Below are 25,822 nucleotides of genomic sequence, written 5' to 3' on the forward strand. Positions count from 1 at the left end.
GGAAACGGACTTGGGCTGAGAAGAATCTAGCTCAAATCTAAACTGACAGCGACACCTGAAAAAACGGGTAACTGTCAGATCAAGTCTGAGCTAGTACATATAAAAAAGCCCGGTTAGCTTTCTCTACCGGGCTTTTATATTAGTAAATAGTTAGTTATTCACTTGTCTCAGCAGATTGAGGAAGTCCATTAAGTAACGTTTGATTAAAAGCGTGAAACCTATTTATAGCAGATACAAGATCTGGCACCTGTACGTCTTTGATCTCATTAATCAACCCACCTATTAAGGTATTATAGTCTTCGTTACTTTCTAACGTACTTTCGGCATTAGCAAAAGTATCCATCATCTTCTCTAAATATTGAGCTATCGGGCTAACTACATTCCCGAACTTAGCATTATCACTTTTATCATCGTTATAATGCTGAATGTTCTCATATGTCTTTAATACTTCGGTCTGTGTTGTTCTGTTCAGCTGCAATGCGTAGCCAACCAACTCTTTATCGTCAAAACCTAAACTTAATGCTTCTTCAAACGCTTTGTCGATGTCACCACTGTAAAAGGTGTCTGCGAGATCCTGAACTTGACCAACCAAATCAGCTATCGACTCCAACTCATCTTCATCAAGTTCGCCCTTCAATGAAAAGCTAATACCGCTACGCTCATAATATTGATACGACGTTTGTTCTGTGTAAGACGTCGAGAAGCTGCTTTCACTTTGCTCACCACTATTGCCAGATTGCTCCTGAGAAGCCTGAGCCTGGAAGTTAAGTTGCTGGGACGCCTGAAACGAACGAAGGCTTTCGAAGCTAAAACTCACCTCATCCCCATCTTTAGTTCGAATGAGTAAGCTACCGCTTTTCTCATCCGATGCAGAAACAGCATTTAATGATGAAAGTGTGACTGCATTTGGTTGCTGACGACCAAATATATCGGTTTCTAGATCGTTAATTCCCGTATCAATGAGATCGCGGCTTTTTGTCATTCCTTGTTCAATTTCTTGATTCATAAAACCAGCGAGATCTTTCTCTGCCATTGCGAATCCACGGCTTACGCCTTCTCTCGCTTGGCTAAATAAACCGTTAATCTTTTCTTCGCTGGCACCACCGTTTGCCGCACCTCTAATAACGCCACCTACAAACTTAAGTACGTTTCTGGCGACCTTTTCAAAGTCAAACAAACTGTTCGACTTCTCTTCAATATTTTTCTCTTTGGATTCTTGCGGTTTTTGGCCATCTATTTCTAACGCTTGGTTAAGACTACTACTTACCACACGTAAGCCGATGCTGGTTTGGCTACTAGAAACAGAAACTGATGCCGCTTGTTTTTTCGAAAATTCAGCTGCTTGCTGCAATCCATCTTGCTGCAACTGCTTTTTCAATGCTTCGTTCGGGTGAACAGATGCTTTTTGATCTGCTTTTTGATCGACCTTCTGGTCGCCCATAAAAGCCTTAATTTGACCCACGTTCATAATTTGATCCTCACTATCCTCTTTCTTATTATCGGCAAAGAATCAGTATTGTTTAATTTTAATACAGCTTTTTTTACTACAACTTCTTTAATAATACAGCCCGAGCAATAGTTGTGCATAAGTAGCTAGCGCGTGTTGCAGTTATTTTTTAAGGGGCTACAATTCGCGACCTTAATATTGAATGGAGAATTTTATGACCGCGGCCGAACAACAACGCTATCAAGCTCAGTTAGACGAAAAAGTAGAACGTCTTACTGCGTTACTTTCTCCGTTCAATGCGCCTGAACTTTCTGTATTTCCATCGCAACCAACTCACTACCGTATGCGTGCCGAGTTTCGAGTGTGGCATGAAGGCGATGATTTATTTCACATCATGTTCAATCAGGAAACGAAAGAGAAGTATCGCGTAGATAGTTTTCCTCCTGCTTGTAAAACAATAAACGATGCTATGGCATTGTTGCTTGAAGAGGTAAGACCGAATGAAGCGCTAAGAAAGAAGCTTTTTCAAATCGATTATCTCTCTGCGCTGTCTGGTGAACTTGTTATCAGCCTTTTATACCACCGTCAGTTAGATGAAAATTGGGAACAGGCTGCAAGAGAGTTAAAAACGAAACTCGAGGCTCACTTTCCGAAAGTAAACATCATCGGCCGTGCGAGAAAACAAAAGCTTATTACCGACAACGATTTTGTTATTGAGCGCTTACCCGTTAATGGCAAAGAATTCATATTTAAGCATATCGAAAATAGCTTCACTCAGCCCAATGCCGAAGTGAACTGCAGCATGATTGAATGGGCACTAGATTGCGTAAAGCCGCTCTCTGGCGATTTACTGGAGATGTATTGCGGTGCAGGTAACTTCTCACTGCCGCTAGCGCTTCACTTCGATAATGTTGTGGGGACCGAAATAGCCAAGCCCTCTGTACAAGCTGCGCAGTTTAATATTGAACAAAATCAGCTTAATAATGTGAAGATCGTAAGACTCGCCGCTGAAGAATTCACTCAGGCTATGAAAGGTGAACGTACGTTTAGTCGCTTAGAAGGCATTGATCTAAGTACATATAATTTCACAACTGTATTGGTCGATCCACCAAGAGCTGGGTTGGATGAAGACTCGCTTAGAATGATTCAGGATTACGATAATATCGTGTATATCTCGTGTAACCCTGAAACGTTGGCGCAAAATCTTGAGCTTTTAAGTGAAACTCACGACGTTGCTCAATCAGCACTATTCGATCAATTCCCGTTTACTCATCACATTGAGGCTGGCGTTTTACTTACACGCAAAAGCTAGTTTTGGTACAAATTGACAAGGCCTTTGGAGTCACAAAGGCCTATGAAGACGTATTAAAATAAGGTGGCTTTGATTAGAGCAAACGATGTGGACTTAAAAGGCCAATCGCCACTAATTCAATTATACGCTTTTTTGCGTTGCACCTACTTGAACGAAGCGAAGCTGTGCTTTCACTCTCTCACCAATTTCGCGGCGAAGCTTATCATCAGCTTCTAGTGCTTCAGCACCTGCACTGAATACGAGCCTAACCATAGCATCAGCTTGAAGCTGCGCGCATGCGTATTCTACGCCCTGCTGTTCAATAATGTAGTCGGTCAACTCGTCGATGAAGTGTTGAATCTCTCTAAATACTGCCAACCGATAAGCCGACGACGTACCAGTATGCTCGCGTAGTAATAAACGAAATACGTTTGTATTTGCCGCAATAAATTCCATGAAGGTTTCAACAGAAGTATGTATTACGCCGCCTCCAGAGGCTATACGCCGCCTTGCCTGACGCATAAGCTGCCGCAATGCTAAACCGGCTTCATCCACCAGCGTTAAACCCAATTCGTCCATATCTTTGAAGTGTCGATAAAAAGACGTAGGTGCTATACCTGCCTCTCGGGCAACTTCACGCAAGCTGATTGCCGATAAGCTGCGATTTTCATCGAGCAAAGAAAACGCAGCATGAATGATATTTTGGCGGGTTTTTAATTTCTGTTCTTGTCGACTCACATTCGCACCATAGGTTGATTAGCTCTGAACGGCTTGATGATTTTTAGCGCTTGGGGTTGAAGCCCTTACGTCATCTGTATAGCCATTAACGCAATCAAACTTCGTACATCAAAGACTAGCATGTGTAGTTTATCGCAACACACACCAGTGGGGAAAGAGAAACAGAATCATCTCTTTTATAAACAAGCATTAAGCAGAAAAAGCCACAATTAACGAGCGCTTCAGCGTAGCTTTACTATAATTAAACTTTACACATGTAAGCAGAACTAATCTGGGTTTTGCTTGCCTGAAGCCTCGTAAAACGATAAATTAGCGAACAGTTGTAAGCCAAGTTGTATAAAATGAAAAAACCTCCTCTTATCCTTACTAATGTGCTGGTATTTATTATATCTGGCGCAATTGCGTTTATTGGTGTGCCGCTATGGGTGGCGTATCAAGGCATCGATTGGGCAGAAATCGGTGCGGCTATATTCCTATTTTACTTTACCGGTATGTCTATAACTGCCGGCTACCACCGCTTATGGTCGCATAAAACTTACGATGCCAATGTGGTTGTTCGTGTGATCCTTGCGATTGGTGGCGCTATGGCGCTGCAAAATAGTATTTTGCACTGGTCGTCAGATCATCGCGTTCATCATCGTCATGTTGATGATAACGACAAAGACCCCTACTCTGCCAAGAAAGGGCTTTGGTTTGCGCATATCGGCTGGATGTTGCGTGAGTATCAGGCCAAACGTTACGATGACTACAGTAACTGTAAAGATCTTCAAAAAGATAAAGTGGTGATGTGGCAGCATAACTACTATTTGCCCATCGTGCTGGCGGCCAACTTTGGTATCACAGGTCTTCTGGGCTATTTAAATGGTGACGTATTAGGCATGATCTTGGTAGCCGGTGTACTTCGCCTGGTGCTAGTGCATCACGTAACCTTCTTTATCAATTCTCTTGCTCATTTTTGGGGTAGCCAGCCTTACACCGATAAGAACACAGCACGAGATAACGGTATTCTTGCGTTTTTTACCTTTGGTGAAGGTTATCACAATTACCATCACATCTTTGAGTACGACTACCGTAATGGCATTCGCTGGTATCAGTTTGATCCTACAAAATGGCTTATTAAGGGATTATCACTGGTAGGACTGACATCCAACCTTCGCAAAGTGCCAGAAGAGCGCATCGAGAAAGCGTTAGCAGCAATGCAGCTGCAAAGGGCAAGTGAAAAAGTATCGCTACTGCCTAATGCTGAAGAGATGATGCACACCATTCAAGAAGAATACGACTTATTAATGCAGCGCATGAGTGAATACTACGCCACGAAAAAACGTGTTATGCGCGTTAAACAACGCACCCTAAAGCGCAGTATCGAGGGGCTTGAGCTTGCATACAAGTACAAAGAGCTGAAACACGCATTTGCTGTACAGAAAGAGAAATGGACACAGTTACATAGTTTGTCATTGCAAATGGCGTAAATTAACGCCCTCTTTTATACGTTTGAACGCTAAAAACCACATAAGTGTCTGCTTATGTGGTTTTTTTTTATTCTATAGTTGGATAAGGTCGTTATACTAAAACCAGAATCATTCATTTTGTATTACGGCTAACCTAGTGGTGACATCGCATTACAAAAGTAACAACATGGGAAAGTAAGATGGCAACGAAGCAAAAAACCAAAGCCCCGTCGTATCATTACGACGCTATCGTTATTGGCACAGGTCCTGGTGGAGAAGGCGTTGCAATGCAGCTTGCCAAAGCCGGAAAAAAAGTGGCGGTTGTTGAGCGCTACGAGGCAGTGGGAGGGGGTTGTACCCATTGGGGAACCATTCCATCGAAAGCGCTTCGTCACTCAGTAAGTCGTCTTATTGAATATAACTCTTCTCCCTTGTTTGCCGACAACCACTTAAGTAAGAGTCTTACGTTTTCTGACATCATGCGCCATGCTAGCGGTGTGGTAAAAAGCCAAACTCGACTTCGCTCTTCTTTCTACGACAGAAATCGTGTGACGCTATTTCACGGCGAAGCCAGTTTCGTAGATGCGCATACGTTAGAGATAACCCGTAAAGATGGCTCTAAAGATACAGTCACTGCTGGCCAAATTGCTATTGCCACAGGGTCGCGTCCTTATTGTCCTAAAGACATCGACTTTAATCACCCGCGTATTTATAACTCAGACACTATCCTATCTTTAGATCACGATCCCAAATCAATAATTATTTATGGCGCTGGGGTCATTGGCTCTGAATATGCCAGTATTTTCAGAGGACTAGGCGTAAAAGTTGACCTCGTTAACATGCGCGATCGCTTACTGTCATTTCTTGATGACGAGATATCAGACGCACTCAGTTATCACCTGTGGAACAATGGCGTACTCATCCGGCACAATGAGGCCTATTCTTCGGTTGAAGCTACCGATGACTCGGTTATTTTAAACTTAGAGTCGGGCAAGCGTATGCGCGCAGATTGTCTCTTGTTTGCTAACGGAAGAACGGGTAATACAGATACACTTAAACTCGAGAATATTGGTTTAAAAGCCGATGGCAGAGGCCAACTCAAGGTTAACGAAAATTATCAAACTGACGTAGACAATGTATTTGCAGTCGGCGATGTCATTGGCTATCCAAGTTTAGCATCTGCGGCTTATAACCAAGGTCGCTTTGCCGCTGAAGCTATGCTTGGCATAAAAACACATTCGGCATTGGTAGAAGATATTCCGTCAGGCATATACACCATCCCAGAAATAAGTTCTGTTGGTAAAACAGAGCAAGAGCTTACTGCAGCAAAAGTGCCTTATGAAGTGGGAAGAGCTCAGTTCAAACATTTGGCCAGAGCCCAAATCGCGTCAACGCAGACAGGAAGTCTGAAAATCTTGTTTCATCGCGAAACTAAAGAAATCTTGGGCATTCATTGTTTCGGTGAACGTGCCTCCGAGATTGTTCACATCGGCCAAGCGATCATGCAGCAAAAGGGCGAAGGCAATACCATAGATTACTTCGTTAACACTACGTTTAACTATCCAACCATGGCAGAAGCTTATCGAGTTGCTGCTATTAATGGACTTAATAGAATTTTCTAACGGACACAAAAAAGCCGGCGAGATTGTCGCCGGCTTAATATGCGTTAACTAAGAAATTAGTTACGGTTCGCAGCAAGCGCGTTAAGCGAATCTTTATGTGCTACGATGTCGATGTGCATATTTTCTTGATCGAACGTCATTGTTGCAATGGCGTAGTCACCCTGACTATCGCTTGCAATGTCGATCAACTTTGCTTGTGCATCACGGAAACGAATGTTATTGCCGATTTTGTCAGACATACATTGGTTATTCATTTCGAATGTTTTCGCATCCATGCAATCGAAAAGCTGGTTATCACCAGATTCCGCATGCGCAATACCAAAGGCCGCTGATAGAGCTAGGGTTAGTACTACTTTACGCATGTTTCTTCTCCTGTGTTACAGTCTACTACTGTCACTATTAAACATACTGTATATACATAAGATAGTCAAACTGAGATCATAGTTTTGTGACAAAAGTATGACAAAGAGAAATATTTGGAGAAAAATGTGAAAGGCCACGATGCTCTGGTGGTTAAAGCGAGAAATTGTAGACTGTGTGCCCCTCACCTACCGCATCAACCCAACCCCATATTTAGCACTGCACCATCAACTAAAGTGCTTATTATTGGGCAAGCACCGGGGTTGAAAGCCCATGAACGCACCATTGCGTTTGATGATCCCAGCGGAGATCGGTTACGCAATTGGTTGTCTGTCTCGAGAGAGACCTTTTATAACCCTAGCTTAATTTCGGTGCTGCCAATGGGCTTCTGCTTTCCAGGTTATAAAAATGGAGCCGATGCCCCGCCAAGAAAAGAATGTGCTCCCGCTTGGCATAATGATTTTCTTCTTTATTTAAAACCTGAAGTAACGCTTTACGTGGGACGTTACTCGCAACAGTATTATTTACCGCAACACAAAACGTTAACTGAAGCTGTACGCAGTCCGACTGAAACACATTTCGTACTGCCCCACCCGTCAGGAAGAAACAACAGGTGGCTCGCTAAAAACCCTTGGTTTGAATTAGATATCCTTCCCAAGTTGCGAGACACTGTCGAATCTGTATTAAAAGTTTAGTCGTGCTCTTCCAGAAACGCTAAAAGCGCATCGAACGGCATAGGCTTCGCGTACAAGTAGCCCTGTGCTTCGTCACATCCAAGCTTTATCATGTAACTCGCCTGCTCTCTTTTTTCTACGCCTTCGGCAATAGTCAATAAGCCTAGCTTGTTACCCAAAGTCACAATGGTCTCAGCAAGCACTGCGCTTGCACCCGGTTTAATGTCTTTGACAAAAGAACGATCGATCTTCAATCGATCTAACGGGAGCTGCTGTAGATAACTCATGGAGGAAAAGCCTGTTCCAAAGTCATCAATGGCTATTTTCACCCCAAATTCTTTTAACGAACGCAATGCATCTATTACAATTTGCGGCTCATCCATCACCACGCTTTCTGTTATTTCTAGCTCTAAAAGGCTTGGGTCGCAGTTGGCGTTAGATAGTGCCTGCTTAACTTTTTCTACAAATAACCTGTCGCGGAACTGCGGAATAGAGATGTTAACGGCAACTCTTAGATGGCCGTAGCCTTTTTCTTTCAATTCCTGAAGACGACGGCATGACTCTTCTAGCACCCATTCACCGATATCAACGATAAGACCTGAATACTCAGCAAGTGGTACAAACACGGCGGGAGAAATGTATCCCCCTTCACCATTGGGCCAGCGTAGTAAGCCTTCCATGCCAACAACTTTTTCATTCAGTAAGTCCACTTGCGGCTGAAACCACAGCTCCAGCTTTCTTGCTGCAAAGTCACTTCGGAGTTGGCGAATCATATCTAGGCGCCAAGTCGTCTGATCTTCAATATCTTTGGCGTAATATTCGAAGTTATCTGTTAGATTTTTCTTAGCACGGTTTAACGCAATATTCGTGCGCTTTAAAATCTCAATGCCGATGTGGCGTTTATTGTCTAACTTGCACAATCCAAGTGTTATATTCACCGGAAGGGTGTGATCACCTACCTGAAATGAAGATTGGAAAATGTTGTTAATGGACTTGGGGCATACCAAATCGTCAGGACCAATAAGACCAAATACATCAGCACCTATGCGGCCTTTTTTCACTATGCTATCGAAAGAAGATTGAAAGCGATCGCTAATAGCTCGCAACAATTCGTTGCCAACTTCTTGCCCTAAACCATCATTTATATCGGAAAAGTGATTTACGTCGATAAGGGCTACGCTATAGTTTTCTCCGGCAAACAAATGAGGTTTATCGAGCATATTGATAAACTCATTGCGGTTTGGCAGACGGGTTAACCAGTCTCTGAACGCCGCATTTCTCAATTCATGGAAAAGATTAACGTTTTCGTATCCCACTGAAATACTGGATAGAAAAACCTCAAGCAAGTGCTTGTCTAGCTCACTAATCTCGTGGGTTTGTCGAACAAATACGGCAGCTTCAAAACCAGCGCGGCTGATATACAGCACAGAGCAACTGGGCTCAAAAATGTGCTTTTTAAGACGTAGGCACCGACTAATGTTTTCTTCAATTTCAAGGTTTTTAAGCGTGAACACAGGCTGGTTTATAAATTTCGCATACTCACCCGCAGCGCCAAGCACGTAAACCTCTTCGTCCTCTCGGTCTAGCAAAGAACCCGCTCTTGCGCACAATAAACCTTCGGAATCTAAACCAATAAGCGAACTAATCTGGGTAACTACACCTTCGCAAAACTCTTTCACCGAATGTTCTTCAAACAAGTTCGCTGAAGAGGTGATTATTTTCTCTAAACCAGCACGGCTTTGACTAATCGTTACAATTTGCTGATAAGAGCGTAGTGAGGAAATGATAGTAGTTAGTAATTTGGCGCGAGTAAGTTCTGTTTTGGTTTTGTAGTCATTGATATCGTAAACTTTAATGACTTGCTCTTCAGGCGCGTAGCCGGGCTGGCCCGTACGTAAGATAATTCGAGGTTCAACTAACTTCATGTCTTCGCGGATGTATTTAACAACATCAAAACCCGCGTCATCAGTCTCCATAACGACATCAAGTAAAATTATGGCAATGCTGTTGCCATATTCGTGCAGCATTTCTTTGGCTTGTTTTGCTGAATAAGCGTGGATGAAGTTTAATTTGCGATCGTTTACGATGAGATCAGATAGCGCGAGACGCGTTACGGTGTGAATCTCTTCATCGTCATCGACAATAAGAATGTTCCAGTCTTTGCCCAATAAGGTTTGCTCTTCAACTGAACCATCATCATCTAAAAAAATTAATTCGTCGTTATCGTAATCCATTGCCGACATTACCGCTCATTTCCTCGATACAAACAAAACAAGAATGCGCTACTCATTGTATTAAGGCAACGATTACATTGATAAATGGGTTACGCAATGCAATAGTGCTCTCATGTTACATGCCATTTTACATTCGATCATTTAAGCATTTATGAAGATTACATCCCAGCACTTTTCCCCTGAGGTAAAAAAACCACAGGAAACGGAAGAGAAGACTGTAAAGGTGACAGCCGAATCGCCTGCGGCTGAAAAAGCGGCCAGCAACGCAGTGAAAACCGATGCTAGTCGCCAACGCATGCTTTCCTGGTTTGCCAGAGTGGGTATAAGCCCCTCTATGATGTCCCCTGATCCTAAAAAGCAAAAGCATGCACTAGAAAGAAGAAAACAAATATTAGAAACCCAAAAAGCGAGCAATCTTCAAGCTGTATTAAATATAGCATTAAATGTGACGATCAACGAACAAACTAGCGATAATCTTGATCCCGACTGGTTTTTCGCATTTAGTACCATGGCTGAGGAAATTTACAGCCCGCCCATGCAGGAATTATGGGGAAAGATTTTTGCCGTTGAGGTGGCTCGCCCGGGCAGTTTTTCCCTTCGTACATTGCAGCTATTAAAGACGCTAACGCATAGGGATGCACAAGTATTCAATAAGGCTGTGAATGTTGCGAGTAGAAGAAATAACGATGCGGTCCCGCGTATTCTTGTGGGGTATCACAAACGCAAAGGCTTGCTTTCACTATTGAGACGCCCTGTTCCTGAGCAAATTAACTTAGCCAACGTAGGGTTGAGTTACCCTGATCTGTTGTCTTTGCAAGAGATGAAGTTGATTTATACCAGCGAAATTGAAAGCGCCGAATACGATGAAGGTCAGCAAGTAACCTGGCGATGCGTAAATGAAAATATTTCATTAACCAGTAAAACGTCGGGGGTTGCTTTGGTGTATTACAAGTTCACTTCGGTCGGCAGTGAGCTGTATAAATTAGTGACTAAGTCGCCTAATGAAGTGTATTTAACTAGCATTAAGTCGGTGTTAGGCGAGGTATTTAACGTAAGTTAAATACCGTCACCAAACTCGTGCAATCCACACTCACGTTTCAAACCAAAGAAGCGCGTGTCTTGCTCACTCATTCCTTCTTGGAGCGACTGCGTGGTATGCCAATCACCGATGGATACATACCCTTGCTCCCAAAGCGGATGATAAGACAAGTCGTTATCTTTCAGGTAGTAATGTAAGTCTTTGTTGCTCCAATCAATGATCGGGTAAAGTTTAAACTGCTGCCCTACTTTTTGTAGAACTGGAAGCTTTCCCCTGGTATCTGATTGGCTTCTACGCAAACCTGCAAACCACGTACCTGCTTTCAGGTCACGTAAGGCTCGCTGCATTGGCTCAACTTTGTTCATCTTATTGTATTTCTCAATACCTTCGATGCCTTGTTCCCAAAGTCTGCCAAAGCGCGCTTCCTGCCACGCAGAAGACATCTCTGCGCTGTACACATGCAAATTTAAATTGAGCTTTTCTACAAGCTCATCAATGAACTTATACGTCTCAGGAAAAAGATAACCTGTGTCGGTAAGCACAACAGGAATATCCGGTTGTGCTTGGGTAAGCATATGCAGCATAACCGCCGATTGTGCTCCAAAGCTTGAAGACACAATATGAGTATCAGGCAAGTTGTCCAGCGCCCAAGCTACTCGCTCCTGCGCTGTCATTTTCTCTAACGTTTCATTGATATCAGCAAGGGCTTCCTTACTGATATCAAGCGTTAGTGGTTGCTGCTTAATCGCTGTATTATTCGTCATAGAAATCCCGTGCGGAGTCTACTACTGGTTTTACAACACCAGCGCGAACAACATAATCACCAAAGGCTTCACCCGCTTCACGATCTTTGGCCCACTGGCCAAACAGTGAATCTAGTTCTGCCATGATTTCCTGTTCGCTTATGTTTTCTCGATACATACGTGGAATACGTGTACCTTCTCGGTTTCCACCCAAATGCAAATTGTACTTGCCTGGGCCCTTACCTACTAAGCCAACCTCAGACAACATCGCGCGACCACAGCCATTCGGGCAGCCTGTTACACGGAAGATTACGCTGTCTTCTTCCAATCCGTGTTTGGCAAGCAAACCTTCTAATTCCGTAACGGCATCTGGCAAGTAGCGCTCAGCTTCTGCCATGGCTAACGGACAGGTTGGCAATGCAACACAGGCCATTGAGTCAAGTCGCTGGTTAGAAATCGATGGCGCTATTAAGCCATGTTCGCGGGCTAATGCTTCAATTTTGTCTTTGTCTTGCGGCGCTACACCGGCAATAATCAAATTCTGGTTTGCCGTTAAGCGGAAATCACCTTTGTGGATCTTCGCAATTTCGGCACAGCCTGTTTTTAGCGTTTTACCTGGGTAATCTAAAATACGGCCATTCTCAATAAATACGGTCAGGTGATATTTGCCGTCAATACCTTCAACCCAGCCAAAGCGATCGCCACGTCCCGTAAATTCATACGCACGGCTGTCTTGGAAAGTCACGCCTGCGCGTTTTTCAACTTCAGCCTTAAAGTTGTCTACCCCAACACGCTCTAACGTATATTTGGTTTTCGCGTTCTTACGATTAACACGGTTCCCCCAATCACGCTGAGTTGTTACAACCGCTGCGGCAACGTCTAGCGTGTTTTCAAGCGGAATAAATCCGAAATCAGAGGCTTTACGCGGGTACGTGCTCTTGTCGCCGTGAGTCATTGCAAGACCACCACCGACAAGTACGTTAAAGCCAACTAGCTGTCCATTTTCAGCAATCGCAACAAAGTTAAGATCATTCGCGTGAACATCTACATCGTTTTGCGGAGGAATCACCACCGTCGTTTTAAACTTACGCGGTAAATAGTTATCACCCAAAATAGGCTCTACAGGCTTTTCAGTCGTTTCGACTTTTTCACCGTCTAACCAAATTTCAGCATACGCGCGGGTTTTAGGTAGTAAGTGTTCACTTATTTTCTTCGCCCATTCAAATGCCTGAAGGTGAAGCTCAGATTCAACCGGATTTGACGTACATAGTACGTTTCGGTTTACATCGCCTGCCGTAGCAATAGAGTCGATGCCTACCTTGTTTAGCATTTGGTGCATGGACTTAATCTTAGGCTTTAACACACCGTGAAACTGGAAAGTTTGACGGGTTGTTAAACGAATGCTGCCGTACATGGTGTGATCGGCTGCAAACTTATCAATCGCTAACCATTGGTCAGGCGTAATAACACCACCAGGTAAACGGGCACGCAACATCACATTGTGAAGCGGCTCAAGTTTCTGCTTTGCACGCTCAGCGCGAATATCACGATCGTCTTGTTGGTACATACCGTGAAAGCGAATAAGCTGGAAGTTATCAGCGGTGAAACCACCAGTAAGATCATCTTTAAGATCGGTAGTGATGGTGCCACGCAAATTATTACTTTCACGCTTTAAACGCTCGTTGTCAGCCAGTTTGCCCTCAACGATAAATGGTGATTTTTCGTTACTCATTAATAGACATCCTTCTGATAACGTTTCGCTTTACGTAACTCTACAACATAGGCTTTTGCATCGGCTTCAGATTTACCGCCGTGCTCTTGCACAATACTAATAAGGGCGTTCTCTACATCTTTCGCCATGTGCATTGCATCGCCACACACATAGAAGTGTGCGCCCTGCTCTAGCCATTCATACACTTCTTTACCGTTCTCTAGTAAACGGTGCTGAACATATACTTTTTCTTCTTGGTCACGAGAAAATGCCAGCGTAATTTTGTCTAGCAGGCCTTCTTTAACGTAGCCTTGCCATTCCACTTGATATAGAAAATCTTGCGTGAAATGTGGGTTGCCAAAGAACAACCAGTTTTTGCCTTCTGCGCCTTGTACGTCACGCTCTTGCATGAACGATCTAAACGGTGCAATACCCGTACCCGGGCCGACCATGATCACTGGCGTATTTGGATCAGCGGGCAAACGGAAGTTATCGTTACTTTCTACGAACACTTCTACGTCGCCATTTTCTTCTAGATATTCACACAAAAAGCCAGATGCGCCGCCTTGATGACGATGTCCAAACGCTTCATAGTCAACGTGAGCTACGGTTAGATGTACTTCTTCTTCCACTTCGGCTTGGCTTGATGCTATCGAGTACAAGCGAGGCGTTAGCGGTCGCAAAGCATCTACAAGCTGTTGTTCAGACAACTTACCCGGATGGTCGCGCACAATATCAATAATTTGACGTTCGGCCATGTAGGTACGCAGCTGCGCTTTATCTTCCATCAATGTAGCCAATGATTCAGAGCCTGTCGCCTCTTGATATGACTTAATGAAATTAGGGTAACTTAAGGTTAATTCAAGCTTCGACGTTAATGCTTCGGTGAGTGACATGGTCGCGTCAGCCACAGACACTTCTGTATTGCCGTTTAGTGACAAGATACTAATAAGCTCCGACACTAGAGATGCTGCATTTTTAAACCATACACCAAGCGCATCACCTGGCTTATAGGTAATTCCGCTATCTTCAAGGCTTATTTCAATATGGCGTATATCTTTAACAGAATCACGACCTGTGATTTTTTGTGCGTCAATTAAGGTCGCTTTAAACGGCGCTTTCTTGGTGTAAGTTTGCGCTGCTACACCCTGCACTGCCGCGCCAGTTTGCGCCGCTACCGCTGCTTGCGGAGCTGCACTGAAATCGTCTTTTAGCGAGTCGATGAGCTTGCTCAGCCATGCTTCGGCTTCCGCTTCATAATCAACGTCGCAGTCCAGACGCTCTACAATAGCTTTACCGCCAAGCTTACCTAAGCGTTCATCAAAGTCTTTACCCGTTTGGCAGAAAAACTCGTAACTACTGTCACCTAAACCCAAAACTGCGTATTTGGTATCAGCAAGCTTTGGGGCTTTTTTGCCAGCCAAGAATTCATGTAGCTCAATAGCATCGTCTGGTGCATCACCTTCACCATGGGTACTAACAAATACCGCAACGTGAGTTTCTGCTTTCAAGTTACGTGGCTTGTAATCTGCCATGCTAACCAGCTTGCTATTAAAGCCCGCTTCTTCTGCTTTCGCTTGACACTGCGCTGCAACACCTTTTGCATTACCGGTTTGTGAACCGTACAAAATAGTAAGCGTTGGCGCGTCACCCGCTACTGCAGGAGTGCCTTGCATCATTGGTGCAACCGAACCACCTTGTGCAGCAGCCATGCCCGCAGCATAACCACTTACCCAAGTAAGTTGATCACGATTTAAGCCTGCAATGGCTTGCGTTATTGCATTCCACTGCTGTTCGTTTAATACCGCGCCTGGCGCTGAGTTCGAATTAGAATCTTGTGACATAGTCTTTTAGCCTTTTATCAATGGCGCTAAGGCTAACGGCTTTCTTCAAGAAGAGAAAAGAATAAATGAAACTTTTTTATTACTGAAAGTGCTAATGACTGTGCGAATAGGTAATAACACAATTGAATTTGGGCGAGAAGCAACAAAAAAGGGCGAGGCTGCAATCGCAGCCTCGCCCTTTAAAATCCGTATTTGAGGCTTAGAAGTGAAGTTCTAGCCCTGCGAATACACCATCGAATTCCATATCAGCGTACACATCATCAAGGTCTTCAATATCTACCGTTACATTTCTGTAACCCACCTGAAGCGTCATATCAACCGCTAAACTTTCAATAAACGAGTACTGAATTGCAGCTTGATAATCACTAAGCTCATGGTCGTCGAACGACAAATAGCTTCCTTCAAAGTATGCTGATAAACCAGTAAACGGTAAACCTAGCTGAACCTTTGAGTAGGCCATTGGAACAATACCAGAGAATTCTGCAGATCCGCTTGTGTCACTCGCTCTATCCACAACGAACAGTGCGCCGTCGATGTACTTTGCATTAACACCTAAGTCAAAGCTCACTAAATCGTTATCAAATAACTCGTAGTACAAAATGAAATCTGTAGCATCAAGCTCTACATCTGTATTAACCGTGGTACTTTCAGTAAACAGTTCGCCGTCGAAAGTGAATTCAGACTGAAGCGTTGTGGTGCCCGAGTTATCTAATGTCGTGTGATTTACTTTTACGTTAGGTAAAAACGGTACCGGATGCTCAAAGGCAATGTATAGCGCCGTATTGGTCTCATCATCAAAGTTAAAGTCAGCGGTGTTGTTGCTATCAGCAAAACCGCCCTGCGTGTCGGTTTGCCATACTTGGGCTCCAACATATACGCCTGCGATAGTGTCTGCATGAGATGAAACTGAAACTAATGCGCATCCCAATGCGGCAGCTATAAGACCCTTTTTCATTAATTATCCTTGATTAAGAAGTTCTGAAAGTTCAATTAAAGCAGCGTTTGCACGAGAAATATAGTTTGCCATTACCAAAGAATGGTTCGCTAACATGCCAAATCCACTACCATTTAAAATCATTGGACTGAATACCGACTGCTGTGTCGCTTCCAGTTCACGAATAATTTGCTGAAGACTAACCAATGCATTCTTATCTTCCAATACGTCGTAAAATTCAATTTCCACGGCTTTTAGAAAGTGAAGTAAAGCCCACGTAGCACCGCGTGCCTCATAGAAATTATCGTCTAGTTTCCACCAACTCGTTTTAACTACACGCTGGCTGGCTACAGGAGAAGACTGCTTTGCATTCGAGTCACCCGCCAGATCAGTGTTCAATCTAGCTGATCCTACGCTGGCACTAAGTCTTTGTGAATAACTGCCCAACCGTTTTTCTACCTGTTTCAACCATTCGCGCAAGTTGTCTGCGCGAGTATAAAACTGACTGTCGGTGTTTCGGGTATTCGCTAGCTCGTCACGGTATTTTTTTAGAAGCTCTATACCGTCAGAGTAACTCGATTCAGAAGAAGGCAACGCCCAGCTTTTGTGATCCATATTAAACTTAGGGTGAGCTTTTGTAAGGTATGGATTTTCAATAGATTGGGATTGAGAGCGGCTGAAGTCTTTACGCATAGAGAGTGCAAGGTCTCGCACCATTTCCAGCGCTCCGAATTCCCATGCAGGCATGTTATCTAAAAAGATGCCAGGAGGCGTGATATCGTTAGAAAGATATCCACCCGGCTTATCAAGTAAGGTTTCCGACACATCAATCATAGTTGTTGTTAATGTGTAACCCGCAATATTAGTTGGATTCTCAACAGGCGAGTTTTGCTTTAAACGTTGTCTAACATCAAACGTGTCTGGGGATAGGCTCCAATACCATCCTATTAGCCAGAAAAGTAAAACTATCACTACAGCGACAATCGCTATCCGTTTTGAGTTAATAGATTGTCTCATATAACACCAACCTTCCTTTTAAATAACAAATAGCCGACGGAGGTCAGCTATTTGTAGTCTTAATACTATGTGAAAAATGCGAAACCTTTGTGACGGTCGTCTTTATATCACCATCTTTTACTACGTTAACACAACTTAAATAAAATTATGATGATTATACATTATGGTGCATATTTCGGTCATTTTGCTGCTTATAAGCGGCAGAGTTTCGATTTTTCAAAGCATATAGCGCTATCGCGATAAGTATAATTGGCCAAAATGCACTTACTCCCACCACTAATAATGCTAAAAATCCTGCGCCTAGCGCTAAAAGAATTGTGCCCATAACGCTTACAGCAACAACGAAACCAACGATAGCGAGGACTACGCCGACTAGCGATAACACTGCTACGTTTTCCCAAGGACTTAGCAATTCATCTGACATGATTAAGTGCATACCCAACCAGCTATCTACTAAGCTGCCTAAACAATTCACCAAAATAATGGCGATGGCCAATGCAATCAGAAAGTTCTTCATTACACTAATCTCGGTAATAAGATAACGGCTGCAATATAAGCCACTAGCGTAATAGGCGTAGCGATGAACAAGCCTGCTACAGCTGCCGCTCTAACCCATACTGCATCTATATCAAAATAACGTGCAACTCCTGCACACACACCTGAAATGATTCCAGAATCAAGGTCTCTATAAATTCGTTTTTGTGATGGTACTTTCATCATCTTCTCCAAAAATGCTTACTTCGATATCTACAATGCGGGCTGCGGCTCTCAAGGTCGCCTACGCGACCTTCTTCTTCTTAAGTTCAGCCAATTCCTTTTCGATAGCTTCATCTGCTTCCATTGCATCGAACTCGGCCTGCAGTGACGTTGCTTCATTCGACTTTGCTAGGTCGTACGCATCAACTTGCGCTTCTAGATGATCAATGCGCTGCTCGTAACTCTCAAAGCGCATCATGGCATCATCAATTTTTCCTTCGTGATCAGCTTGCTTCACTTTTAAGCGTGTTTGCGCTGAATGCTTGCGTTGAACCAGCGTTTTTTGCTTGGCTTTTGCTTCGGCTAACTTACTGTTCAGACGCGCAGTATCGCCTTGGATTTTTTCGATACTCTGTGCAATATGCGCTTCTTGTTCTTCAAGAGAAGCTAGCTTTGCAACATACTTTTGTTTTTCGATTAGTGCGGCTTTAGCCAATGACTCTTTGTCATTATTCATTGCGATCTGTGCTTTGTGCTGCCACCCTTCCACTTCTTTGTTTGCTGATGCCATATGGCGTGCAAGGGTTTTCTGCTGAGCAATAAAGCGCGCTGCATCAGTGCGAACCTCAACTAAGGTTTCTTCCATTTCTTGAATAATCAAACGAATGATTTTTTCAGGATCTTCCGCTTTATCTAGCATTGCGTTGATGTTTGCTTGAACAATATCGTTAATGCGCGAAAACATACCCATGATTATTTCTCCGTTAAAAGTAGTGTTGTGGTTTCCAGCACTTATTCTTAGTTACGCTGACCGCTGGTTACCGCTGACTGAGTTCTCCTCAACACTCTAACTATTACAATCACCGTGCCATTTATTTAAAGCACTGTTTTTAAAAGACTTTAATTTAATTCCGGAAATTACCAACTGTTCACCAAGCAACCAAATACAATTTTTTAGCGTATTTAACCAACAAGTTTGTTAAATTGACCACCCCTGTTTTTTGCGTTTTTAATGTTTGAGTCACTGTGCTACACGCACAAAAAAAGCGCCTTTCGGCGCTTTTGCTATATACCAATATCGAATTAGTCGGCATCTTGTTCTGTAGAACTACCTTCAGACGGGGTAGCAACAACTAAATCAGTCACGCTGACCTTACCACTTCCGCGCATTTCTTGTGGGCTTAGCTCAAAGTGATACGTTGCGTTTGCTACTGCTTGGTACACGTCAGCCTTAATTTCCTGTGATGTGGTAGCCACTGCGTTTGAAACCACATTAGTTAAAAACGTTTGAAGCACTGACTCTTCTGCATTTGCTACGCTGCTTGCCATGCTTGCTGTCAGTAAAGTTGCTGCGATTAGTGAAGTTTTCATAATTTCCCTCTGAAGTTAGTCAGTGCAACAACAAGCCGTTGTTGCGATACTTAGAGGATTGCGAGAGCTGTGCCAACTCCTTTAAAAACACTTAAAGCATTGATATATATAAATTTAAATAAAAAAGCTCGCGAGACAGCGAGCTTTTAAGAATTGAACAAATATTAAACTTTGGTCAAAATTACTAAATCGTTAGTCTTTTTGACTATTAAACGCAGCGACTTCCTTTTGTGCACTTTCTACAGCGTCTAGCGCATTTAGCAGCAGATTGGGATCTGGATTTTTTCCTGTTCCATTTTGGCTTAAGTATCTACGCCAAATACGTCCACCCGCTTGCCCTTGATAAAGACCCAAAATATGCCGAGCTGCATGCCAGGGTTTGAAATAGGGATCGTCTTGGCGTTCAATATACTGCTGCATTTTCAGCACAATTTCTCGGCGTGACATGCTCTGAGCTTCAGTGTCTCCGAAAATCTCTTTATCTACGGTAGCCATAATGTAAGGATTGGCGTAAACCTCACGCCCTACCATAACGCCATCAACAAGTTCTAGCTGTTGCTGGGTTTCCCCTAGCGTTTTAACCCCACCATTGATGCTAATAGATAATTCAGGGCGAGCCTGTTTCAGTCTATGAACCCGCGGATAGTTTAACGGCGGAATTTCGCGATTTTCTTTTGGGCTCAATCCCTGTAGCCACGCTTTCCTTGCGTGAACAATAAAGGTATCGCATCCGGCATCTGCCACGGTATCGATGAAACGAGCGAAGTCTTCATCTTCGTCCATATCATCAATGCCAATACGGCACTTTACCGTAACGGGAATATCTACCGCAGCCTGCATGGCTTTGACACAACTTGCTACCACCTCTGGCTGGGCCATCAAGCAGGCACCGAAGCTACCGTTCTTAACTCGATCACTCGGACAACCTACGTTTATGTTAACTTCATCATAACCGCGCGCTTGTGATAGCTCAGCACACTTGGCCATGTCAGACGGATCGCTTCCGCCCAGTTGAACAGCAACAGGGTGTTCCTCTTGGTTGTAACCCAGATAGTCACCCTTGCCGTAAATGATCGCGCCTGTGGTTACCATTTCTGTATAGAGAAGTGTGTGCTTAGACATTAATCGTAAAAAGTAGCGACAATGGCGGTCTGTCCAATCCAGCATTGGAGCGACAGAGAATTTACGATTTAGCGGAGTGATAGACACGACAGGAACCTCAGACACAGTTATTACTTATATACCTCGCGTACGCGCGAGCGGCGTATAGTACCTATGTTCAATAAAAAAACAATGTCGCTTGCCATTATTTGATAGGCCTATTCCAGCCTTAAAAAACAGCTCAAATCGCAGAACGCATAAGTAAATCTTCATAGATTATTCAACTTACTGAAAAGATGGCGTTTTTTGTATAAGGATTTTTGTAGGTATTTGCCACTATTATGCTTTTAGCGTATTTCAAAGTTCACGATTAGCGGCTATTGTATAAAGTAATAACCATAATTATTAGCACAGACAAAAATGTGATTGCAGCTCATTAGCGTGTTCAACGCAAAGAACTGCGCCTTCCGGAGACATTTTATGGCGGACAAGAAGCCGAAGGATCAGCAAGCGCAAGACGTAACTCAAACTGAAGGCGCGCCCAAACCAGCAGACGAACTTGCTCAACTTAGAGAAATTTTGTTTGGTCAAACAAACCGTGCATTCCGTGCAGATCTTTCCGCGTTGGAGTCACGGGTTAACGACAGCTTCTCTAAACTGAATACGCATCTTGATAATCAGTTTAACGATATACGTAAGCTTATTGACCAACAGATCACAGAATTATCGAATCAGTTGGCCAGTGCTAACGACAACCACAGTAACGTGCAAGAGCAACTTCAAAACACCACTGACAAATTGCAAAGTGAATTGGAGATAGCGGAAACTGCTGCAAAGAATGACAACGATGCATTGGAAGCTCATGTGGTTAAAGAACTAGAGTCGCTTGATAATTTATTTAGTAAGCGTCACCAGGAGCTGTTAGAGAAGCTTCAGCAGGTAACCAGTGAGCTTTCAGAAAGTAAAACCGATAGAAAAACGTTGGCAAACTTACTTTCGACTATGGCCACCAACCTCGCTACAGATCATTAATTAATGACTGAAAAAGTGCCGCCGTCGGAGCTATCTGACAACTCTCTAGACAAAGTCAGAGAGCTACTCATTGGAAGGGACGATAAGTTCGTTCAAGAAAAGTTGAATCGCGATGCAAAAGGCATCGTGACAAACGTCGTTTCTGAAGCGCTCTTTGAACGCGAAACAAAGGACGGCTCGGTTAACAAAGTACTTGTTCCTCTTGTAGAGAAGTCGCTTCACCGCTCTATAGAAGCTAATAGCGACAAGATTGTTGGTACACTTTATCCCTTGGTTGGCACGCTTGTAAGAAAGGCGGTATCTTCATTTCTTGTTGAGTTTGTCGAGCGCACTAACGCGCTTATCGAAAACAGCTTAAGTCCCAAAAGCGTATCTTGGCGATTCAAAGCTTGGCAGTCCGGAGTCAGGTATTCTGAATTTGTCGCATCTCAAATTTACCAATACCAAGTCCAACAGCTGCTGGTCATTCATCGAGAGACCGGCACGCTACTTCACAGCATTTCTTCAGATCCTGATAAAGAAAAAGACGCAGACTTAATTTCGTCAATGCTAGTGGCCATTAATGACTTTGTGGCAGATGCGTTTGGCGTTACCAGTACCGAGTCAGAAAACGAGCTCGGCGAGATAAAAACGGAAGACTTTACGCTGCTAATAAAAATTGGGCCACAAGCGCTGCTTGTTGCTGCGGTTACGGGCAGTATTCCTCCAGAGGTACGCGGAAAACTTCAACAGGCGTTGGAAGACTTTCATCAGTTCTATCAACAACCGTTGCTCACTTATGAAGGTGACAATGCGCCCTTCGACGGTTGCGAAACCATTCTTTCAGACTGCTTAATAAGCGAAAGAAAAGAGGGTGAAGGAAAAAAATCAAACCGATTAATAGGTGCACTAGTGCTTCTGGTGATTTTTTTCGCACTTGCAGTGCTGTCTTTTATGCGTTTGTCGTTAAGCATCTTAAAAAGCGACTTGCACGAGCTTTCCCCTCCACCTGGCATCATAGTAACTGATACTTATGTTTCCAATGGGAATGTGCACGCTAAAGTCCTTCGCGACCCAGTCGCTACCAGCATCGAACAATGGTTTAGCGATAATAACATCGATGCAGAAAGAGTTACTGTTATTGAAGAACCCTTTGTTTCTTTAAAACCAAGTGTGGTTGAACGCAAACTTGAAAAGCTCGTGAGCGACTATCCACTCAGCGAATCAGAAAGCCTATTAATTAAAAAAGGTGATGACCATAGCTTTATTATTTCAGGAACCGTATTCACCCCAACCGCAATTAACTTTACTCAGCAAATAAACGCTATTCCTGGTATTTCGACAGTTAACGTTGATACCACCGCGCTAAACGTCAAAGCAGCCTATCAAATTGACAATGCTGAGCTCCAGAAGGCTGCATTGAACCGACTAGTTAATAAGGTTTCCTCACAAAATGTACTTTTTGCTACTAACCAAGAAGCGCTTTCTGAAGTACAGTTAGCAAAATTAGAACCTCTGGCAAACGACATAAAACAATTGTTAACCCTTGCTGACAAGACAAAAACTGTTGTCAGTATTGTTGTAATGGGTGCCAGTGATAATTCAGGCTCAAGCGCACGAAATCGCGCATTGAGTCAAAAACGAGCAGAGAATGTTGTGAATTCATTAATTTCACTTGGCGTAGAAAGTGATATTCTTATACCTGTAAGCTTAGGAGAGCTACCATTGCAGAAAGCATCAATGGGGCGTTCAGTCATGTTAAACGTTTTAATATCCAGTGAGCAGCAGTAAGGAAGCTTTGCAGTGATACAGAAAAAAGTATGTATTTTAGGGCCCACTGGTGTTGGCAAAACAAGCCTGATAAAACAGTTCGTTGAAGGTATTTTCTCCGAAAAATACAAGACCACTATTGGCGTAAAAATAGACAAGAAACAAGTCAATAAAGACGGACGCGGCGTTCAGCTTCTACTTTGGGATTTAGAAGGTATCGACAGATACTGTGGCTTCAACCCTCGCTACCTTCGCGGCGCAAGCGCCTACATTATTGTAGTTGACCAAACTCGGTCTCAATCCTTGCTTGAAGGCATGGAAATTCTAGAACTCGCACGCGAACACTACCCCGATATCCCCGCATTTTTTGTTGTAAATAAAACCGATCTCCCCACAAGTTGGCACTGGAGTGAGGAAGAACTCAATTCTTACGCTCAAAAATTCGCTTCACTAACGAAGACCAGCGCAAAGACCGGTGAAAATGTAGAGAATTTATTCAGTACAATTGCGTTTTGGTAGGAGATTGCCATGGATATTCATTTATTAAATGCATTAGGCATTACTAACTGCGCGCTATTTAGGTGTAACTCCGAAAGCGACATTGAATGCTTAACGCCAGAACTTCCATGGCTAGCAAATGTTGTGACTATTGACGAAAACAACAAACTGCAAAAGAAGCATATCCCCTCCATTTTTTAGACGACTTTTTTCTCGATGCCGACGAGGTATGGAAAGGCGAAACGTCATTTACGCTTTCATCTGGCTTTTGGACGGAGCACAATGAGAGCCAAGTACTTCGCTTAGAAGCATTGGCGATTAATAGCGAATCGGGTTCTCGCTATCTGGTCGTTAAAAACGTAGAAGAGCAATTTGACGAAAAGCGTAAAACGCTGCAAGCCGCGCGGGAATTATTGCTAAGCCATCACGAAATTGTAGGTCAGCACGAGTATATTAGGCACAATATTAAATGGTGTTTTACGCAAGAACACCCGACTTCAAAAGCTCGTTCCGCCCATTCAGCAAGCTATTCACAACCTGGAAACCGGCGTTGTCATTTTAGACGACAAAGGCGGATTGATATTGGACAACAAAGCGTCTCATAGATTGCTGCTGTGTAATAGCACAACGCCAAGCTCTATTCGCGTCAACGAGCTTCTTACTGATATTGATGCGCCGGCAACGTTTCTTCCCGCACTGGTGCAGCGAAAAGCCCCCTGGCAAGGGGAGCTTTATTGGCAACCTGTTGACGATTATGGTGTGTGGCTTCAGGTTACCATTCACCCTGTATTACAAGGGGATGAGTTAACCCATTGGGTTTACCTACTTACCGATATTACCCATATCCACAATAAAGAAGAGAGCGTATTAACTGCCAGTGGAATGGACTCGTTAACAAAGGTAGCCAATCGCAATTTGTTTACCGATACAGTAAGAAGACTGGTTCAGGAAGAAATCGCATTCAAGTTGTTCATCATAGATATATGCGACTTTAAGAAGATAAATGAATCACTTAGCTATCAGTCGGGTGACGAGATCCTTAAATCGTTCGCACTGCGACTGCAGACCTTTGTCGGCAACAGCGGGTTTATAGCGAGAATAGGCAGCAATGAGTTTGCATTGGTGAAACGTGAAGATACCTTTAACGAACTTATCAGTGCCGAGTATATTGAGCAGCTAGTCAAAAAGCTCACTCAAACCTATACCGTTCTCAATGGCAGCGAGCCGAATTTAGGCATAAATATTGGCGAAGCGAACTTTCCCCGACACTGCCCGTCAACCGAATCACTTCTTCAGTGTGCTGACATCGCCTTGCAGGCCGCTAAATACCAAGGTCGCAATGTGGTACTTACCTACAGTGAAGAACTACACAAACAACATCATGCAATTAGCGAGCTTGAGAGTCAGCTACGTTCTGCCATCGAAAACAATGAACTCAAACTCTTTTTGCAGCCTATTGTCGATTTAGAGACTGGCAAAATTGTTAAATGCGAGGCATTGGCAAGATGGATAACGCCGGAAGGTAAGTTTATTTCCCCAGAAGTGTTCATTCCTCTTGCTGAAAAAAGTGAACTCATTTTCCCTTTCGGCGAGTGGCTTATCAATGAAGCTTGTGATGCTATAGAAGCGTTAAAGGCTTCTAATTTAGACATTAGGTTGGCCATTAATATCTCTGGCCGCCAAGTGTCAGATTTAGCACTACTAAACCAAATTAAAAACGCATTGGAAGATCACCAACTCCCCGGCTCAAACTTATCTATCGAGTTAACCGAAAGCGTGTTTGTGGAAAGCTTGGATACCGTTTCAGTATTACTCAACGAGCTTCGAGCAATGGGGATCACCGTGTCGATTGACGATTTCGGTACAGGTTTTAGTTCACTGGTGTATCTGAAGAAACTGCCTATCGATGAGCTTAAGATTGACCGTTCCTTTGTCAGTGAACTTGAGAAAAACACCGACGACCAAGCTATCGTTCAGGCTATTCTTGGACTGGCGAGCAACTTAAACATTAAGATTATTGCAGAAGGTATTGAAACCCAACAGCAGCAACAGTTTTTGCAAAATCATCGGTGTGCTTATGGTCAGGGTTACTTATATCAGCGCCCCGTTGCCATACCTGAATTTATAACTTTAGCGCAAAAGCTAAAGTAAGCTTAAGCAAAGCTTCATCAGCCTGTGTCGTCCTAATATAGGTTGACAGTTATTAGGCCAGCTCTCGAAGCTGGCCTTTTCTATTATGCACTGCGTTAGGCGTTTCCATATCTAATGCTAAG

At 43.5% G+C, this 25,822-nt stretch carries 24 protein-coding genes; 10 read left to right on the forward strand and 14 right to left on the reverse strand.

What is annotated here, in order from left to right; genetic code table 11:
* Positions 1-154 precede the first annotated feature (154 nt).
* Positions 155-1,468, reverse strand: a complete 1,314-nt coding sequence (locus MHN02_RS19535; protein ID WP_239247766.1) for a DUF5610 domain-containing protein — start codon at positions 1,466-1,468, stop codon at positions 155-157.
* Positions 1,469-1,661: 193 nt separating this feature from the next.
* On the opposite strand from MHN02_RS19535, the gene trmA reads away from it, so the two are divergent.
* Complete coding sequence (gene trmA, locus MHN02_RS19540) at positions 1,662-2,759, forward strand: tRNA (uridine(54)-C5)-methyltransferase TrmA (protein WP_239247768.1); 1,098 nt, start codon at positions 1,662-1,664, stop codon at positions 2,757-2,759.
* A gap of 120 nt (positions 2,760-2,879) precedes the next feature.
* Here trmA and fabR read toward each other — a convergent pair whose 3' ends face one another.
* A complete protein-coding gene (gene fabR, locus MHN02_RS19545; protein WP_014977408.1) occupies positions 2,880-3,476 on the reverse strand; it encodes an HTH-type transcriptional repressor FabR in 597 nt (198 codons plus the stop codon).
* Between the two features lie 341 nt (positions 3,477-3,817).
* On the opposite strand from fabR, the gene MHN02_RS19550 reads away from it, so the two are divergent.
* Positions 3,818-4,945, forward strand: a complete 1,128-nt coding sequence (locus tag MHN02_RS19550) for a fatty acid desaturase (RefSeq protein ID WP_014950711.1) — start codon at positions 3,818-3,820, stop codon at positions 4,943-4,945.
* A 179-nt stretch (positions 4,946-5,124) separates the two neighbouring features.
* Positions 5,125-6,546 (forward strand): Si-specific NAD(P)(+) transhydrogenase, encoded by a 1,422-nt coding sequence (gene sthA / locus MHN02_RS19555; RefSeq protein WP_014950712.1) that lies wholly within the window; start codon positions 5,125-5,127, stop codon positions 6,544-6,546.
* Positions 6,547-6,602: 56 nt separating this feature from the next.
* Here sthA and MHN02_RS19560 read toward each other — a convergent pair whose 3' ends face one another.
* On the reverse strand, positions 6,603-6,908 hold the full coding sequence (locus tag MHN02_RS19560; RefSeq protein WP_014950713.1) for a hypothetical protein: 306 nt from the start codon (positions 6,906-6,908) through the stop codon (positions 6,603-6,605).
* Between the two features lie 114 nt (positions 6,909-7,022).
* On the opposite strand from MHN02_RS19560, the gene MHN02_RS19565 reads away from it, so the two are divergent.
* On the forward strand, positions 7,023-7,601 hold the full coding sequence (locus MHN02_RS19565; RefSeq protein WP_239247770.1) for a uracil-DNA glycosylase family protein: 579 nt from the start codon (positions 7,023-7,025) through the stop codon (positions 7,599-7,601).
* On the opposite strand, the gene MHN02_RS19570 is transcribed toward MHN02_RS19565, so the two are convergent.
* Positions 7,598-9,823: an EAL domain-containing protein gene (locus MHN02_RS19570; RefSeq protein ID WP_239247772.1), complete on the reverse strand. Its 2,226-nt coding sequence runs from the start codon at positions 9,821-9,823 to the stop codon at positions 7,598-7,600. The genes MHN02_RS19565 and MHN02_RS19570 overlap by 4 nt on opposite strands.
* 214 nt (positions 9,824-10,037) lie before the next feature.
* On the opposite strand from MHN02_RS19570, the gene MHN02_RS19575 reads away from it, so the two are divergent.
* Positions 10,038-10,874 (forward strand): TIGR03899 family protein, encoded by an 837-nt coding sequence (locus tag MHN02_RS19575; protein WP_083606004.1) that lies wholly within the window; start codon positions 10,038-10,040, stop codon positions 10,872-10,874.
* On the opposite strand, the gene MHN02_RS19580 is transcribed toward MHN02_RS19575, so the two are convergent.
* The 10 genes from MHN02_RS19580 to dusA all read right to left on the reverse strand — a co-directional run bounded on the left by MHN02_RS19580 (position 10,871) and on the right by dusA (position 20,396).
* Complete coding sequence (locus MHN02_RS19580; RefSeq protein WP_014950717.1) at positions 10,871-11,617, reverse strand: phosphoadenylyl-sulfate reductase; 747 nt, start codon at positions 11,615-11,617, stop codon at positions 10,871-10,873. The genes MHN02_RS19575 and MHN02_RS19580 overlap by 4 nt on opposite strands.
* A complete protein-coding gene (gene cysI, locus MHN02_RS19585) occupies positions 11,607-13,328 on the reverse strand; it encodes an assimilatory sulfite reductase (NADPH) hemoprotein subunit (protein WP_039227383.1) in 1,722 nt (573 codons plus the stop codon). Before cysI ends, MHN02_RS19580 begins: the two co-directional genes overlap by 11 nt.
* Positions 13,328-15,151 carry an assimilatory sulfite reductase (NADPH) flavoprotein subunit gene (locus tag MHN02_RS19590; RefSeq protein ID WP_014950719.1) on the reverse strand — a complete coding sequence of 608 codons (1,824 nt, stop codon included), beginning with the start codon at positions 15,149-15,151 and terminating at the stop codon, positions 13,328-13,330. Before MHN02_RS19590 ends, cysI begins: the two co-directional genes overlap by 1 nt.
* Before the next feature lie 199 nt (positions 15,152-15,350).
* On the reverse strand, positions 15,351-16,106 hold the full coding sequence (locus MHN02_RS19595) for a TIGR04219 family outer membrane beta-barrel protein (RefSeq protein ID WP_014950720.1): 756 nt from the start codon (positions 16,104-16,106) through the stop codon (positions 15,351-15,353).
* A gap of 3 nt (positions 16,107-16,109) precedes the next feature.
* On the reverse strand, positions 16,110-17,102 hold the full coding sequence (locus MHN02_RS19600; RefSeq protein WP_014950721.1) for a DUF2333 family protein: 993 nt from the start codon (positions 17,100-17,102) through the stop codon (positions 16,110-16,112).
* Between the two features lie 154 nt (positions 17,103-17,256).
* Positions 17,257-17,619 carry a hypothetical protein gene (locus MHN02_RS19605; protein ID WP_239247774.1) on the reverse strand — a complete coding sequence of 121 codons (363 nt, stop codon included), beginning with the start codon at positions 17,617-17,619 and terminating at the stop codon, positions 17,257-17,259.
* Complete coding sequence (locus MHN02_RS19610; RefSeq protein ID WP_014950723.1) at positions 17,619-17,819, reverse strand: PspC domain-containing protein; 201 nt, start codon at positions 17,817-17,819, stop codon at positions 17,619-17,621. Before MHN02_RS19610 ends, MHN02_RS19605 begins: the two co-directional genes overlap by 1 nt.
* A gap of 61 nt (positions 17,820-17,880) precedes the next feature.
* Positions 17,881-18,549 (reverse strand): phage shock protein PspA, encoded by a 669-nt coding sequence (gene pspA / locus MHN02_RS19615; RefSeq protein ID WP_239247776.1) that lies wholly within the window; start codon positions 18,547-18,549, stop codon positions 17,881-17,883.
* 332 nt (positions 18,550-18,881) lie between these two features.
* Positions 18,882-19,169: a hypothetical protein gene (locus MHN02_RS19620; RefSeq protein WP_014977416.1), complete on the reverse strand. Its 288-nt coding sequence runs from the start codon at positions 19,167-19,169 to the stop codon at positions 18,882-18,884.
* A gap of 192 nt (positions 19,170-19,361) precedes the next feature.
* Positions 19,362-20,396: a tRNA dihydrouridine(20/20a) synthase DusA gene (gene dusA / locus MHN02_RS19625; RefSeq protein WP_080760024.1), complete on the reverse strand. Its 1,035-nt coding sequence runs from the start codon at positions 20,394-20,396 to the stop codon at positions 19,362-19,364.
* Positions 20,397-20,750: 354 nt separating this feature from the next.
* Between dusA and MHN02_RS19630 the strand changes: the two genes are divergently transcribed.
* The 5 genes from MHN02_RS19630 to MHN02_RS19650 all read left to right on the forward strand — a co-directional run bounded on the left by MHN02_RS19630 (position 20,751) and on the right by MHN02_RS19650 (position 25,700).
* Positions 20,751-21,302, forward strand: a complete 552-nt coding sequence (locus MHN02_RS19630) for a hypothetical protein (RefSeq protein ID WP_014950727.1) — start codon at positions 20,751-20,753, stop codon at positions 21,300-21,302.
* A gap of 3 nt (positions 21,303-21,305) precedes the next feature.
* Complete coding sequence (locus MHN02_RS19635) at positions 21,306-23,072, forward strand: OmpA family protein (protein WP_239247778.1); 1,767 nt, start codon at positions 21,306-21,308, stop codon at positions 23,070-23,072.
* 12 nt (positions 23,073-23,084) lie between these two features.
* Positions 23,085-23,570 carry a Rab family GTPase gene (locus tag MHN02_RS19640; protein WP_014950729.1) on the forward strand — a complete coding sequence of 162 codons (486 nt, stop codon included), beginning with the start codon at positions 23,085-23,087 and terminating at the stop codon, positions 23,568-23,570.
* A 9-nt stretch (positions 23,571-23,579) separates the two neighbouring features.
* Entirely contained in the window at positions 23,580-23,750 is a 171-nt protein-coding gene (locus MHN02_RS19645) for a hypothetical protein (protein ID WP_239247780.1), read from the forward strand.
* 381 nt (positions 23,751-24,131) lie between these two features.
* Positions 24,132-25,700 (forward strand): EAL domain-containing protein, encoded by a 1,569-nt coding sequence (locus MHN02_RS19650; RefSeq protein ID WP_239247782.1) that lies wholly within the window; start codon positions 24,132-24,134, stop codon positions 25,698-25,700.
* The last annotated feature ends 122 nt before the right edge of the window (positions 25,701-25,822 follow it).

Source organism: Alteromonas sp. CNT1-28 (assembly GCF_022348345.1).
GTDB lineage: Bacteria > Pseudomonadota > Gammaproteobacteria > Enterobacterales > Alteromonadaceae > Alteromonas > Alteromonas macleodii.

Bases quoted from the DNA above. Each gene is read 5' to 3' on its own strand.
- MHN02_RS19535 (WP_239247766.1), bottom strand. From the start codon at position 1,468: ATGAACGTGGGTCAAATTAAGGCTTTTATGGGCGACCAGAAGGTCGAT.
- trmA (WP_239247768.1), top strand. From the start codon at position 1,662: ATGACCGCGGCCGAACAACAACGCTATCAAGCTCAGTTAGACGAAAAA.
- MHN02_RS19550 (WP_014950711.1), top strand. From the start codon at position 3,818: ATGAAAAAACCTCCTCTTATCCTTACTAATGTGCTGGTATTTATTATA.
- sthA (WP_014950712.1), top strand. From the start codon at position 5,125: ATGGCAACGAAGCAAAAAACCAAAGCCCCGTCGTATCATTACGACGCT.
- MHN02_RS19560 (WP_014950713.1), bottom strand. From the start codon at position 6,908: ATGCGTAAAGTAGTACTAACCCTAGCTCTATCAGCGGCCTTTGGTATT.
- MHN02_RS19570 (WP_239247772.1), bottom strand. From the start codon at position 9,823: ATGTCGGCAATGGATTACGATAACGACGAATTAATTTTTTTAGATGAT.
- MHN02_RS19580 (WP_014950717.1), bottom strand. From the start codon at position 11,617: ATGACGAATAATACAGCGATTAAGCAGCAACCACTAACGCTTGATATC.
- cysI (WP_039227383.1), bottom strand. From the start codon at position 13,328: ATGAGTAACGAAAAATCACCATTTATCGTTGAGGGCAAACTGGCTGAC.
- MHN02_RS19590 (WP_014950719.1), bottom strand. From the start codon at position 15,151: ATGTCACAAGATTCTAATTCGAACTCAGCGCCAGGCGCGGTATTAAAC.
- MHN02_RS19595 (WP_014950720.1), bottom strand. From the start codon at position 16,106: ATGAAAAAGGGTCTTATAGCTGCCGCATTGGGATGCGCATTAGTTTCA.
- MHN02_RS19600 (WP_014950721.1), bottom strand. From the start codon at position 17,102: ATGAGACAATCTATTAACTCAAAACGGATAGCGATTGTCGCTGTAGTG.
- MHN02_RS19605 (WP_239247774.1), bottom strand. From the start codon at position 17,619: ATGAAGAACTTTCTGATTGCATTGGCCATCGCCATTATTTTGGTGAAT.
- MHN02_RS19610 (WP_014950723.1), bottom strand. From the start codon at position 17,819: ATGAAAGTACCATCACAAAAACGAATTTATAGAGACCTTGATTCTGGA.
- pspA (WP_239247776.1), bottom strand. From the start codon at position 18,549: ATGGGTATGTTTTCGCGCATTAACGATATTGTTCAAGCAAACATCAAC.
- MHN02_RS19620 (WP_014977416.1), bottom strand. From the start codon at position 19,169: ATGAAAACTTCACTAATCGCAGCAACTTTACTGACAGCAAGCATGGCA.
- MHN02_RS19630 (WP_014950727.1), top strand. From the start codon at position 20,751: ATGGCGGACAAGAAGCCGAAGGATCAGCAAGCGCAAGACGTAACTCAA.
- MHN02_RS19635 (WP_239247778.1), top strand. From the start codon at position 21,306: ATGACTGAAAAAGTGCCGCCGTCGGAGCTATCTGACAACTCTCTAGAC.
- MHN02_RS19645 (WP_239247780.1), top strand. From the start codon at position 23,580: ATGGATATTCATTTATTAAATGCATTAGGCATTACTAACTGCGCGCTA.